The sequence below is a fragment of the Stenomitos rutilans genome (assembly GCF_059505485.1).
On record NZ_JCACKR010000170.1, the window covers coordinates 70,889 to 84,950 of the forward strand.

The window sequence follows — 14,062 nt, forward strand, 5'->3', positions numbered from 1 at the left end:
GAAGAACTGCTCCTCGCAGATAAGCGCTTAGACAAAACAGCCAACATTCCTGTAGAAATTTAATTGGCTTATGAAAAGAATCCTCTTTATTTCTCATGACGCTTCACGCACAGGCGCACCGATCGTTCTTCTCAATTTCCTAAGGTGGTTTCGTGACCATACGCATCTTCCTTTTCTCATTCTGTTAAGAGAAGATGGAGCGTTACGATCGGAGTTTGAAGCGATCGGGCCTGTGATTGTCTTAAATCAAGCAGGATTCGCAGAAGAGACTATAGCAGAGCAATTAGAGGAATATGATGTTCGCTTAATTTATTCAAATACGATTGTAAATGGGATGCTCTTAAAAGCATTGTCTCATTTTCAATGTCCGATTATTTCTCATGTTCATGAACTGGAACAAACCATACGCTATTACGTCAATCTAAGCTTTTTCCAATGGGTAGAAAGGTATACGACTCAATATATTGTTGCGTCGAACGCTGTTAAAAATAATTTGCATCTCAATCACGGGATTGAGGCTGAAAAGTTAAACGTTATTTATGAATTTATTCCCATTCGTTCTGATTCAGTTAACTCGATTGAGTGCAAGCAAGCCCTTCGTACCGAGCTAGCCATCCCTGAGAATGCGTTTATCGTCGGCAGTTGTGGCACAATCGAGTGGCGAAAAGGGGCCGACATTTTTGTGCAGCTTTTGCGCACACTCCATAAACAGCGAGTAGACGCACCCATTTATTTTTTATGGGTAGGCGGGCCAACAGATAGTGCCTTTTTTGATGGCATCTACGCCGACGTTAAGCTGCTGGGCTTGGAACACTATATTCACTTTGTGGGTGTTAAGACAGATCCACTGAATTATTTTGCGGCCTTTGATGTCTTTGCTTTGGTTTCTCGTGAGGATCCGTTCCCGCTGGTCTGCTTAGAAGCCGCATCACTTGGCAAACCAATTGTTTGCTTTGATGACGCTGGCGGCATGAAAGAGTTTGTTGAAGAAGACTGTGGTTTTGTCGTTCCTTACCTCAATACAGAGGCAATGGCAGACAGAATCCTGGAGCTTTTAGATGCGCCAGCATTGCGCGATCGCCTTGGACAACAGGCGCGACGAAAGGTTGAAGAACGTCATGACGTTAACGTACTCGCGCCAGAAATTCTCAAGCTGATTGAGCGCTTTTTCCCAGAGCCTAATTTTGCAGAAATCGCCGATCGAGACACAATTGTTTCTATCTTAAAAGTGCAATGTGCTGCGCTGAGTGACAGATTTTTGGAGACGCGAACACAACTCCAACACGCACAAAGCCAGCTTCACCCAACGCAAAGTCAGCTTCAGTTTACGCAGCGCCAATTGCAACAAACGCAAACCCAACTGCAACACATGCAGAGCCAGTTTCAACACACTCAAAAAGAGTTTGAGCAGACGCAATGCCAACTGCAAGAAACGCAGAGCCAATTGCAACAGGCACAGAGGCTTGCTGAGCATGTCTCTGCTGTTGTGCGATGGATGCAGACCAGTAAGTTTTGGCAGATCCGCCTAGCCTGGCTAACGTTACGAGAGCGGCTGTTGCGTTCACCGCATCGTGATCCAATCGACATAGCGCTACCGTCTCCGCCCTCTGTCGAGAAAGCGATGCCCGTAGTACAGGCGCAGGAGGCGGACGAAGCCCAAGCGTCCCCTTATCACCTCTGGCAAAAGAAACATACCCCTCGACCAGACGATTTACGAAAACTCGCTGAGACCATTGATTTGATGGCTTACAAACCACTCATTAGCGTGGTGATGCCTGTGTATAACCCTCCAGAGGCGTTTTTGCGAGCCGCGATCGACTCTGTCATTGACCAAATTTATCCGCACTGGGAGCTTTGCCTTGCGGATGATGTCTCAACTGCGCCCTATGTTCGCCCCATCTTGGAGTTTTATCAGGCGCAAGATAGCCGCATTAAAGTCACGTTCCGCACGACTAATGGTCATATTTCGCGTTGCTCTAACTCAGCTCTGGAGCTAGCAACTGGTGAATTTGTTGCCCTGCTAGATCATGACGATCTTCTGACTCCCGATGCCCTCTATGAAGTGGCTCTTCTCACGAATCGTCATCCAGAAGCAGACCTGATCTACTCCGATGAAGATAAACTCAATGATCAAGACGAACTTCGGGAACCTTACTTCAAGCCTGATTGGTGTCCAGACTCGTTTTTATCGAGAATGTATATCTGCCATTTAGGAGTGTATCGGCGATCACTGCTTGAGGCGATCGGAGGGTTTAGACCAGGGTTTGAAGGCAGTCAAGACTACGACTTGGCGCTCAGGTTTACCGAAAAGACCGATCACATCTTTCATATTCCCAAGATTCTTTATCACTGGCGAATTCATGCCGCTTCGGCTGCAAGCAGTACCGATGCTAAACCGTATGCCTATCAGGCGGCTGAAAAAGCTCTGACAGAAGCCTTTCAACGACGAGGTACACCTGGGAAAATTATTAACAGCCCTACTTGTGTCGGGCATTACATGGTGCGATATCAAATTGAAGACTATAAGCTGGTCAGCATTATTATTCCAACTAAAGATTTGAGTCAGATGCTGAATCAGTGTCTTGAATCGATTTTTAAGCACACGACTTATCCCAACTATGAAGTGATTGTGATTGATAACGGTAGTGTTGAAAAAGAGACAGCTAACCTAATCGATCGCTGGTCAAAGAAACAGCCACATCGATTTAAATGTTATCCGCTCGATATTCCCTTTAATTACTCAACCCTCAACAACTACGCAGTGACTCAAGCAAAGGGAGAGTTTTTACTGTTCCTGAACAATGATACTGAGATCATTACACCTGACTGGGTTAACGCAATGGTAGAGCAAGCGCAGCGACCGAGTATTGGTGCTGTCGGCGTGCAATTGCTTTACCCAGATGACACCGTGCAGCATGCAGGGGTGATTGCAGGGCTTGGTGGCATCGCGGGCCATAGCCATTGGCAATCTTCTCGTGATGACGCAGGCTACTTCAACCAGCTTCAAACAATCAACAATTATTCTGCGGTTACAGCCGCATGCTTAATGTGCCGCCGTGATGTTTTCATGGCGGTTAGGGGCTTTGAAGAACAACTAGCGGTTGCCTTCAATGATGTTGATTTTTGCTTCAAAATGCTGGAGAAGGGCTATCGGAATATCTACCTTCCACACGTCAAACTGTATCACTACGAATCGAAAAGTCGGGGCATTGAAGATACACCCGAAAAAAAAGCAAGATTTCAGCAAGAAACAGCTTATATGCAGCGTCGATGGTCGGCGCTAATTGCACATGATCCTTGCTACAGCCCTCATTTAACGCGACGAAAAGCAGACTACAGCTTAAATATTTGAGCTTTAAACAATTCCCATACCAAGAAGTATTTCTATGAAGCTTTCAGGCCTGTTCAGGATGTTAACGAGTCGCAGCACGTCTAGCGGCGCTGATCAGGTAACTGATCAGCCGACTGAAGCTCTCGTTCCAGCACCAGCCAGCGAACCTGAAGCAGCCCCCACTCCACCGCCTGATCTATCGATCGCGCCAACGCCCCAACCGTCCGTACTTGATTTGTATATAAGTTCAGCCCCAAGCCCACAGAATGCGTTAGACGTTTTTAAGGGTGAGTGGTCTTCCATATTGCCAGAACCGTTCTCTCATTTCAACGCTGGCAAAGCCAATCTATTCAATGATGCTCGCATACACTGGTTAGCTGACACGATCGAAGGTTTTACCAATAAGTCGGTTTTGGAACTTGGGCCTTTAGAAGCAGGCCACACTTATATGCTAGAAAAGCTCGGTGCGTCCTCGATCGTCGCGATCGAATCCAACACCCATGCTTTTCTGAAATCCTTAATCATTAAGGAATTGTTTGAGTTAAAACAAGCCCGTTTCCTTTACGGTGATTTTATCGCTTTTCTGCATCAAGAGAAAACTCCCCGTTTCCAGGTTTGCCTTGCGAGTGGCGTTCTCTACCACATGCAAAACCCAGCCGAACTCATTGCCCTACTCTCACGCCATTGTTTAGAGCATTTGTTTCTCTGGACGCATTACTACGATGCAGCAGTTATCTCAGCCGACCCATCGCTGTCGCCGAAGTTTAACAAGGCTACTCAAAGCGAGTATGAAGGGTTTCAGCATACGCTCTATCGGCAAGAATATCAGGCTGCACTGGCATGGAATGGCTTCTGTGGCGGCAGTGCTCTAGAGAGTGCCTGGATGACGCGTGACGATATTTTTCGCTGTTTAGAATTCTTTGGATTTGAGATTCAAGGAGTCAATTTTGAACAACCTGATCATCCGCATGGACCAAGCATTGCAATCGTGGCAAAGCGTCGCTAATCACGGCTAAAGCTCAGCCGACGCCTTTTCAAGTCAGTAGGATGTGCCTTGTACGGTATGGCATAGAATGTAGGCTGTTTCTCATCTAAAGCGGAACCGCGATCGAGCGTACAAACGTTAAGAACGTTGCCTGTTGTATGCTGAGTTTACTAGCCACACCCACTAGATCTGTGCCCCTCTCAGTCTTTCAATAAAATGTTACTAACTCGTAACAAAATGCTGCTGCATAGCATTAACCCCGCCCAGCAGGTAGGCGTTGAAATTGGGCCATTGACAAATCCAATCGTTACCCGCGACATGGGCTTAATTTACTATGTTGACCATGCCTCTACAGCAGATCTACAGGCAAAGTATGCAAACGATCCAGCCACTGATATCAGCAAAATTGTTGCTGTGGACTATGTTTGGGGTGAAAAAAGCCTGACAGAACTGACTCAAGATCAGCAACCCTTTGATTATTTGATTGCATCCCATGTCATTGAGCATGTGCCTGATTTGATTGGCTGGTTAGGTGAGATCAGGGCGATTCTCAAACCTGGTGGCGTTCTGTCTCTTGCAATTCCAGACAAACGCCACTGTTTTGATTATAAACGTCACACAACTCGCACTTGCGATGTGTTTGAAGCATATTTACATCGCCGCAAGCGACCGTCGCCGCGCCAAATCTTCGATTATGTTGCGTCTGCTGTCTCCTACCAAGGAGGACTTACATGGAGTGAAGCTGTTGATGATGCCGTAAAATTAACGCATTATCATTCTTTGCATGACGCACAGGCAATAGCGAAATCTGCTTTTGAATCACAAGCTTATCACGACATACATTGCTGGGTTTTTACGCCTAGTTCTTTCTTTAAGTTATTGGATGAAATAGCCGCATTAGGTCTGCTGAAGTTTGAGGTAGTACAGCTTTATGAAACTGAAGGCTGCGAGTTCTTTGTCAGCTTACGCGCTGTAGATCATCCCGTTTACCCATCCCTGATACAACCACAACCCGAAGTGAGCAAAACGCTCTCAAAAGTACTTGTAGAAGAAAACAAAGTTTTGCAGGAACAGCTCCAGGGTAAGCATCTGGAACAACAAGCGATAGAGAAGAAGGCAGAACAGGAACGCCAGGAGTATGAACAGGCGCGATCGCATCTGCAAGCATGCATCAAGGCAATGGAAAGCAGTAAATTTTGGCAGATGAGAATGCTTTGGCTCAAGCTTAAACAAGCACTGGGTCTACTGTAGGCGCTTGCATCAGGAGCCTTTTTCACCAGCCGCTACCGATCAATCGCGCGTTTCCTGACCTTTTCCAGCACTAGAAGACGTCTGACGAAACCGTCGCAAACGTCCTCTTAGCGTTTTTGCGTTTTATAGAGAATGAACTGTCCCAATACACCAACGCTTTCCACATGATAGGACGGCAAATCTGAACTAATGGATAGATCCGTCGTGTAGAGACTGAAGACGACAAAGTTTTGTCGCTGTGTGCCATCGCGAATGATCTGTTTAATTTTAGATTGATTGGCCTCCAGTTCTGACTGGCAGAGCTTTTGCAAACCAAAAGCGGTCGGAGCTTTGGCGCATGCCTCTGCTTTGAGATACGTGATCGCGGCTTGTGTGGCAAATTCGTCATAAGCCGCTTGTCCAGGATTGGTTACTGCCAGGATGCCGCTGACTCCTAGCAGTACGCAGCCCCCCACGATCGCCACAGTTTTGAGCGTCTTCATAGGGCTACTGATTTGGGCGGCAGGGATTTCTACAGACTTCAGACGAATAGCCATGATTAATTGCGTAACCTCGATCGCCAGAACAGAGTGAAGAAGACCTCGATCGCCTCCAGATGAGTGTAATCTATACGCGCTCCCTTTGAAGGCAAAGGAATCTTAGGCGGTTACTTTTAACCCTACACTTCAGAATGGTCAAGTAGACACCTCTAAGTATATGAGCGACTTAAGGCTTTGCCACCAGTAGAGCTTTTAGAAAAATCAATCCACGCTGCTCCTGCAAGTGTTATGATAAATGACGCGCGGCGAGCGTAGCCAAGTGGTTAAGGCAGAGGATTGTGATTCCTCCACTCGTGGGTTCGAGTCCCATCGTTCGCCCTTTGTTTCCAGTCCAGTCCTGAGCGATAGGGTAGGAGTCTGGCAAATAGATGTCGAAAGGCATTAGAGCGTTGCCGACTGTAGACTACTACCCTCGAACAGGAAGGGCTAAGCTTGCACGCCCTTGCGGCCATTCTGCCGCTACCCCTGCTTTGGTCAATTTTCTGCAAAGGAGTCAAATGAGGCTTGCTACCTCATCTTGTATGTTGGCTCTCTGTGGCTCAACCCCTTATTTAGCCTTTAGGTGCAAGATTGTAGCTCCTGGAGGCTAAATAACCTAAGACGTTATGATAAAATCTTGAAGAAAAATTAAATCGTTGAATCTTTCGATTTTTGGCGAAAGGGTATCTAGATTCGACCGCGAGCCGTTTCTGGCTGACCTCAAGCCGTTTGACTGCCATTGGCTCAAGCTCGCCGTGCTCAGAAGCCATGTTCATGCTTTCAGACGGGGTTCGTATCCAACGAATGGCTTACTCAACCAAGCGAACGAGGAGATTGAAATGCAACGTAAAATCGGCGATCGTTATGCCTGCGAACAGTGCGGAGCTCAGCTTGTTTACGAGAAACCTTGTCCCTGTTCAGGAGAAAAATCGTCTCCTTCTGAGATCTGTTGTGGAAAGCAGATGACGCTTGTGCCACAAGAGGTTCCAGCGGAGACCGTAAAGGGATGAACCTCAGCCTGCTTCTAGGGGCTGTCATCAATGATTCGTACATATGACTTACAGCAGGGGTTCCAGCCCCTAGTCTTGTTTATTAGAACGGGCGCGGTAAGGCTGATACTCAAGGTTTTTGAGCTTCATTGATGACGCGCCCTAGTACAGCGCATCGAAAGTTCTGCAACATCGGTTGAAAGAGCGCTGAGGACTGAGTATGCGCCTTTTCTCAGCACTCAGTCCTCAGCACTTTTAAAACACGCTGTGGGGGTCGTTCCTGGATGCACGCAGTACAGAACGATCAGCTAGATACTGCATACAATTACTGGGGCAGTTCAAAGCTGGGCAGCTTTTCTGGCTCGGCTTTGGCCGCTTGAATCCAGGTTTGTATGGCGGGTAGCGCCAGGATCGACTCAACATATTGGCTGCAAGTGCGATCGAGCGGCACCTCATAGGTGACAAACCGTAACGCCACGGGAGCAAACATGGCATCCGCGATCGTGAAGGCACCAAACAGCAGTGAGCCACTGGTACCATAGGTTTGCCGACAATCGCGCCAGATCGCGGTGATGCGATCGATATCCGTTTGCACATCAGGGGTCATGCCTTTGCCGGGAAGTTTGGCGCGGCAGTTCATAGGCATGTGGTGACGCAGCGCTGCAAAGCCAGAATGCATTTCGGCACAGATTGAACGGGCGATCGCGCGGGCTGCAATGGGTTCTGGCAACCAGGGTAAGGTAGGAAAGCGTTCTGCCAAATACTCAAGAATGGCGAGCGAATCCCAAACCGTCAGTGTGTTATCGATCAGCACGGGGACTTTACCCGCTGGGGAATACTGCTGAATTTGTTGCGGTGAGTCTGGTGTGTAAAGAGTCAGGCGCACCTCGTTAAACTCAAGCCCAAACTGCTGCATGGCTAGCCAGGGACGTAGCGACCAGGAGGAGTAGTTTTTGTTGCCAATTACAAGGGTTAGTGTCATCGCTTTAGGTAGTGAAGTTGCTCAATCCAGGCGCGAATGTCGGCTTCCGACCCAGAAGTCGATCGCCCAGTAACGGGATCATAGGCTTGCCAGTAAAGTCGCCCAGCGCGATCGGTGCATTGCCAGACGTGGAGTTCTTGAGCATAAATTAACCGGATGATCAACTGCTGCAAGTGCTGCCGCAAGCTAGTTAGCCCGATCCAGAATGGGTTTCTGGTGGAGGCGATCGTTCCATTATTTGTTTCAAGTGGCTTTAAGGGCGCATATTGATCTGGGCTGTTCATTGGAATTTCTCCTGGCATGAACGGGATATTGCTTACGCTAGCAAGGCTCCAACAAGCAATCAAATGGTGGCGTGGATGGGTTCTATCGATAGAATCTATAGAAGCGTTCAGCGAACTGTGCAAGGCTGTTAAAGCGGTGATCGCCTGGATTAGCGAGGCTTGAGTCTGACGGATGGGGGTGTAGGGCTTCGACGTGAGCGCTCAGCAGAACGGTAGCGGGTGGGTAAATGCAACACAAAAGAGTGGTTTGTGTGAATGGTGACGGTCGATCGCGGCGCAAGGGTGAAGGAAAGGGAACATGATGAAGCTGTCTCAACTGCGTGCTCTGGTAGCCGTGGCAGAATATGGCAATTTTAGTGAAGCTGCGTTGGAACTAAACCTGTCGCAGCCCACAATTAGCCATGCGATCGCCACGTTGGAAGCTGAACTGGGTGTGTGTCTCTTTGCCAGAGGTCGTCGGGGTGCAGTGCTGACGGCGGCCGGAGAGCAAATTGTGACCCATGCCCGTCAGGTGATCCACCATTTAGAACTCATGCAGAAAGAGGCTAACTTGCAACGGGGGCTAGACGGTGGGCAGGTGCGGATTGCCTCATTTCGCAGTGTGGCAACCCATTTATTGCCCAGGGTAATTGCCCAGTTCCGCGATCATGTCCCTAACGTGAGCATTACCATCATTGAACGCCCCGACTATTTGGATATTGAGCAAACGCTACGTGAGGGGCGCGCCGACATCGGCATCACCTATCTGCCCACAAGTGCTGAATTTGAAGTTTGGGAACTGCTGCGCGATGATTACATTGTGCTCTTACCGCCTAAAGCCAATCTCCGCAGCGCACACTTGACATGGGATGATTTAGCGGCATACTCACTCATTCTGCTGCCCTGTCTACCGTGCGGGCGGATGCTTCACAAACACCTGGAGACGATTGCGCCAGTGATGCATACGGCCTGTGATATTCAAGAAGACTCGACGATCGTCAGTATGGTCATGCAGGGGCTAGGGGCCGCAATTTTACCGCGTCTGGCCGCAGAACCGATTCCATCGGCGCTGCACGTTCACCCGCTACCCATTCCACTTAAGCGGGTCATTGGGGTAGCGACAATGCCAGAAGCACTCCACACGCCAGCCGTGTTTGCCTTTCTAGAAACGTTGAAAACCTTCGATTTGCAGAGCCTGGTGACGGCTGGATGATGTAGATAAGCATGATGAAACCGTCTCGACATTATCTGGCTCTGGTGGGTCTTCTGCTCCTGGGAGGCATTCTCCGGTTCTGGCATCTGGACTTAAAACCGATCTGGTTAGATGAAGTCATTACAGCTTTGTTTAGTCTGGGGCGCACCTACTATGATGTGCCGTTGCATGAGGTGTTTCCCCTTACAGCTCTGGATCAGGTGTTTACGCTGAAGCCAGAAACGAGCTGTGCCCAAATTGCCCAAACGATCGCGACCCAGTCGGTGCATCCGCCGCTTTTTTTTTGCTGGATGCACGATTGGCTGCGCTGGGTGCAGGCGTTACCGCTATCGTGGGTCTGGAAACTGCGGGCACTACCTGCGATGGTGGGAGTCGTGGCGATCGCTGCACTCTATCAACTCAACCGGATCGCCTTCTTTCCAGGCGCAGGCTTAATGGGAGCCATGATCATGGCCGTCTCCCCCTTTGCCGTTTACCTCTCACAGGAAGCCCGACACTACACGTTGCCCATGCTGCTGGTGACGCTAGCACTACTGGGGCTATACCAGGTACAAACCGATTTATATCAACGACGAATTCGCCCTGGCGTCTGGTTCGGCTGGGTCATCGTCAACAGCCTCGGCTTTTACGTCCACTATTTCTTTTTACTGGCCTTTGCCGCCCAGGTCGCCACGCTGTTGATCAATATTCTGACCTTCAAAGCCTTACCCACCCTACACCCCAGCCCCTACACCCTGCACCCACGCCGCGCGCTGATTGCCGTTACGCTTGCTGCTACTGCTGTCTGCCTCACCTATCTGCCCTGGTTGCCAACCTTTCTCAGCCACATCAACCGTCCCGAAACGGACTGGATGAAGCCCTTTGAACCAGATTGGATGGACACGATCGCGCCGCTGTACCAATTGCCAATGGGTTGGATTCTGATGGTGATTGCGTTGCCTGTCGAAAATCAGCCCCTTTGGATTGCGATCGTGATGGTGCTGTTGATGGTGCTGTTTACAGGTTGGTTGCTCTGGCAGCTTTCGCGGCGCTTTGGGTGGCTTTGGAGCGCACCTGAAACGCATCTGGCAACGCGCATGCTGGTCGTCTTTGTGCTGTGCGTGCTGCTGGAATTTTTGGCGATCGTGTACGGATTGGGAAAGGATATCACCTCTGTGCCCCGCTACAACTTCCTGTACTTTCCAGCCATCTGTGCGCTGGTGGGAGCGTGTCTTGCACAACCGGAGCGGGTCATCAAGCGCTGGGACGAGGCAGAAAGGCCACCCGCTGCGATCGTGACTCCAAGCCGCTTTCAACCATTTCTAATCTGGATCGTGCTGATGGTAGGCGTTCTGAGCAGTACGCTGGTCGTTGCCAATCAAGTATTTCTCAAGCCCTATCAGCCAGACCAGGTCGCTAGAACCGTGCAGCTTGACGGCGAACCTGCCCGCTTGATGAGCATGACCTACGGCGATTTGCAGGATGTGGCGCTGGGGCTGAGCTTTGCGTTGGCGCTACAGTCGAACGTTGGCGCGGTTGATCCCCAGCCATATTTCGCCTTCATCCCCCGTGTCCATCTTGCCAAAGCACCATCGGCAAAGCCTTCAACAGGCGCTGTCGATCGCGCCTCACAAACCCCAACCTATGCTCAAGCGTGGCAAAATCTGGCAGCACTCAAACTACCGCTGCATCCGCCCCTTGGTTTGTGGATGGTGGCACCCGGATTGAAGCAAACCGATTATCCACCCAGGTTGTCACTGCTCCAGACTTCAGGAACACTGATCGCCTGCCAGGTCGATCGCGATCGCTTCTACCGTCGGGGCATTCCCTACCAACTGTATCGCTGCAAACCGTAAGGATTACTCATCGGTTTGCCAGCCGTCATACCCTGGTCGGCTACCAAAAAAGTCCTTGGTGGAATCCTCATCCAACACCTTTTTCGGACGCATGATGAGAATGACTTCGCCCAGTAACGGCTGATCGGGCTGCACATCGAACCATTGAATCTGAAGTTGGTTGGTGGCTTCAGTAATGAAGTAGCGATCGTTCCGCCACTCTCGCTGTGCCCGATCGACGACCACCAGCACAGCCTGCGGTTTGCCAGAAAGCGGTGTTGGGAGATCCTGATGGCTATCGCATAACAGCACGATCGGGTCGCCTGCCACCAAAATCACTTGCCAGCCAGGAATGGGCACCCAGGCCGCTGCACCCTCAAACTTCACCATCCCAAACGGTTCGACAGCATCGATTAACGGCACAGCCTGGAGATCGGCTTTTGTTAGCGGTAGTTTGCCAACCACAGGCAGCACGCGCGGCAATTCTTCATCACTTTCTAACCGATAGACTGGAAGTGAGGGAGCGGGGATCGTGCGCACAACGCTGAAATCAGTCAGCAAACGTTCAATTTGCTTGCGGGCATTGTCACTGTGGACAAAGCGCAGCCCCCTGGCAATGAGGCGCGATCGTTCCTGCAAATCTGTTTTCTGGCGGGCAAGCTTCCAGCATTGATAGGCGATCGCATCCCCCGGATGATCGGTAAACCCTTCGGGTAAGGCACCGAGTCGCGAAAAATCTTTAATGGCCTTCGCCACATCCCGCGCTTCATCCGCATCAATATTTTTCTCCACTGCCAGAATGGCGGCAGCAGCCCGTTCCGGCTGCGTTAGGATGCGAAATTCGTACAGGAGATCACTCCCTTTCCGCTCAAAATGGCTTTTGACAGCTTCTGGTACCCCGGCGCTTACCGCACTGCCATACACCTGCCCACCGACAATAATCTGGTTTTGCTGAATTGGCTCAAAGCCCGTTGCTTCAAAAATGGCTTGTGGATTATGACCCGCTTTTTGTAAGGTCTGACAAGCCTGACCCCAGTCAACCCAGGTGCCTTCTTTCTGCCGTAGTAATTTTAATAAGCTCTCTGCATCGACATCGGCTTGAGGTTGAGGCTGGGAGAAATGTTGAGGAGTGTCTGTCATAGAGCTGAGTTCGAGCTACGTGAGAGTTGTCGTCGAGTTCAAGACGGATTGCTTTTGGCCGCTAGTTCAAACAGTAGACGAAAACGCGCGATCGCTTGGCGTTTTGACGTGCATTTTGAGTCTAAAGCGCTGCTAGCCCCAAACGTGAAAAGAAGCTGCGTCAATTGTCCGTGCCAATTTGCTGCTTGGCTTTATGGTATCGCAAGAGGAAGGGGCGAGGGAACGGCACCAAATGTCACGAAAGCAAAACACAGCTCGATAAAATCTACCAAAAGATAGAGATCAGCAAATTGTTGTTTGTATAGCCCTGTACCTAAAACAATTAAGGGGCTCACCTTAATTTCGTCTAAGGGTTAAAGCCCCAGTTGTTGGGCATTTCATACATTAGTCACAACGAAACTACGCACATTAGCAGCCTGTTTACTTCCATGTTTAAGGATTTTTAAGCTTCTATGAACAACAGTTAATATTATTAGGACTTACGCAGTCGCCCCCTAAATCCCCCAATTCTGGGGGACTTTGAGTGCTTGCTCCCCCTTTCTTGTATGCCCGCTAGGGCTATAAATTGGGGGCTGGGGGGCTAGTTTTAGAGAATTTGCGTAAGTCCTGTATTAGAAAACTTGTGCAGCTTAGATGAGCTTTTCATATGAAACGACTTTTGATTGTTGTCTCTTTAGCGCTGGCTGGGGTTGCTGCGACTGTGGGTTACTACTGGCAACAAGCAACTCAACTGCCTGCCTGGTATACAACCAGTCAATCTGACTCGACCATTCAACCTCAGCAACCATCTGCCGAATCTCCCACAGTTGTCGCCAATGCTGACCAAGACCGCTCTGGTCAAACAGTTCCAGATTCGCGATCGTCCGTTCAGTCAGGCACCACAAAGCCTCCAAGCACTAAAGCACCGCAACCCGCACCGTTAGAGGCTCAGAAGCAGCCCACAAAACAACAGCTACGCCAAAACGAGCTGACGCGACTCTTTACAACCGAAATTACCCGCAAGGCAGAAAGCAAGAAGCTGGGCAGTGCGTTGAAAGGAGCCAATACCACGATGCAAAACGGCACTGTTGAGAGTGGAGCGGTCGTGAACTTGAGTGGCATTTCGCCCGATCAGTTGCCACCCGACGAACGCGCCTTTTTCTCTAAACTGATGACGGCGTTTCCAGAGTTGGGTCGCCAGAGCTTTTACGTTGGCGTTGAAGGTAAGCCAAAGGTGAAGAATGGTCAGGCCCAATTAGATGAAGACTTGCGGGTTAAGTTGGGCAATCTGAGCTTTACGCCTGCGCAACTATCAGAACGGCTGGGCATTCCAGAAGACCAGATTCGCCAGCAGCTTCAACTGCAAGTGCAGCTAGGCAACCTGAAAAGCAAACAATTGGCGGACGATCGACCAGCCGCGCTGAACGGCTCGTATTAGAGAAGGCAGATTAGGGAGTAGGGAGTGGGGAGTGGTTAGAAGCAAGCGATCGCTCAGCCAACTCAAAACTCAAAACTCAAAACTGCTTCCCCCTCTTCCCCCACTCCCTGTTCCTTTTAAGAATGCACCGATACACTAAGGAGTGCTTTCATCGATCGC

The 14,062-nt window shown here is 49.9% G+C and carries 10 protein-coding genes and 1 tRNA gene; 7 read left to right on the top strand and 4 right to left on the bottom strand.

The genetic code is table 11. From position 1 onward, the window contains the following. Positions 1-70: 70 nt before the first annotated feature. The 3 genes from AC5JLP_RS33995 to AC5JLP_RS34005 all read left to right on the top strand — a co-directional run bounded on the left by AC5JLP_RS33995 (position 71) and on the right by AC5JLP_RS34005 (position 5,567). Positions 71-3,352, top strand: coding sequence for a glycosyltransferase (locus tag AC5JLP_RS33995; RefSeq protein ID WP_496072308.1), 3,282 nt, complete (start codon positions 71-73; stop codon positions 3,350-3,352). A 58-nt stretch (positions 3,353-3,410) separates the two neighbouring features. Next, the gene (locus AC5JLP_RS34000) at positions 3,411-4,337 is read left to right on the top strand and encodes a class I SAM-dependent methyltransferase (protein WP_496072309.1); all 927 of its coding nucleotides are present in this window, start codon (positions 3,411-3,413) and stop codon (positions 4,335-4,337) included. A 195-nt stretch (positions 4,338-4,532) separates the two neighbouring features. Continuing rightward, positions 4,533-5,567, top strand: a complete 1,035-nt coding sequence (locus AC5JLP_RS34005; protein WP_496072310.1) for a class I SAM-dependent methyltransferase — start codon at positions 4,533-4,535, stop codon at positions 5,565-5,567. Between the two features lie 107 nt (positions 5,568-5,674). Here the strand turns inward: AC5JLP_RS34005 and AC5JLP_RS34010 are convergent, their stop codons facing one another. Next, a complete protein-coding gene (locus AC5JLP_RS34010; protein WP_496072311.1) occupies positions 5,675-6,103 on the bottom strand; it encodes a DUF4359 domain-containing protein in 429 nt (142 codons plus the stop codon). A gap of 248 nt (positions 6,104-6,351) precedes the next feature. Between AC5JLP_RS34010 and AC5JLP_RS34015 the strand changes: the two genes are divergently transcribed. After that, positions 6,352-6,424, top strand: a tRNA-His gene (locus tag AC5JLP_RS34015). Positions 6,425-7,399: 975 nt separating this feature from the next. Here the strand turns inward: AC5JLP_RS34015 and AC5JLP_RS34020 are convergent. Beyond that, positions 7,400-8,056, bottom strand: coding sequence for a glutathione S-transferase family protein (locus AC5JLP_RS34020; RefSeq protein WP_496072312.1), 657 nt, complete (start codon positions 8,054-8,056; stop codon positions 7,400-7,402). Continuing rightward, on the bottom strand, positions 8,053-8,340 hold the full coding sequence (locus AC5JLP_RS34025; RefSeq protein WP_496072313.1) for a hypothetical protein: 288 nt from the start codon (positions 8,338-8,340) through the stop codon (positions 8,053-8,055). The genes AC5JLP_RS34020 and AC5JLP_RS34025 overlap by 4 nt, the downstream gene beginning before the upstream one ends. A gap of 298 nt (positions 8,341-8,638) precedes the next feature. Between AC5JLP_RS34025 and AC5JLP_RS34030 the strand changes: the two genes are divergently transcribed. Then, positions 8,639-9,532, top strand: coding sequence for a LysR family transcriptional regulator (locus tag AC5JLP_RS34030; RefSeq protein ID WP_496072314.1), 894 nt, complete (start codon positions 8,639-8,641; stop codon positions 9,530-9,532). Between the two features lie 11 nt (positions 9,533-9,543). After that, complete coding sequence (locus AC5JLP_RS34035; RefSeq protein ID WP_496072315.1) at positions 9,544-11,367, top strand: glycosyltransferase family 39 protein; 1,824 nt, start codon at positions 9,544-9,546, stop codon at positions 11,365-11,367. 3 nt (positions 11,368-11,370) lie between these two features. Here AC5JLP_RS34035 and AC5JLP_RS34040 read toward each other — a convergent pair whose 3' ends face one another. Beyond that, positions 11,371-12,486: a RuBisCO accumulation factor 1 gene (locus tag AC5JLP_RS34040; protein ID WP_496072316.1), complete on the bottom strand. Its 1,116-nt coding sequence runs from the start codon at positions 12,484-12,486 to the stop codon at positions 11,371-11,373. Positions 12,487-13,132: 646 nt separating this feature from the next. On the opposite strand from AC5JLP_RS34040, the gene AC5JLP_RS34045 reads away from it, so the two are divergent. Further along, positions 13,133-13,903 (top strand): hypothetical protein, encoded by a 771-nt coding sequence (locus AC5JLP_RS34045; protein WP_496072317.1) that lies wholly within the window; start codon positions 13,133-13,135, stop codon positions 13,901-13,903. The last annotated feature ends 159 nt before the right edge of the window (positions 13,904-14,062 follow it).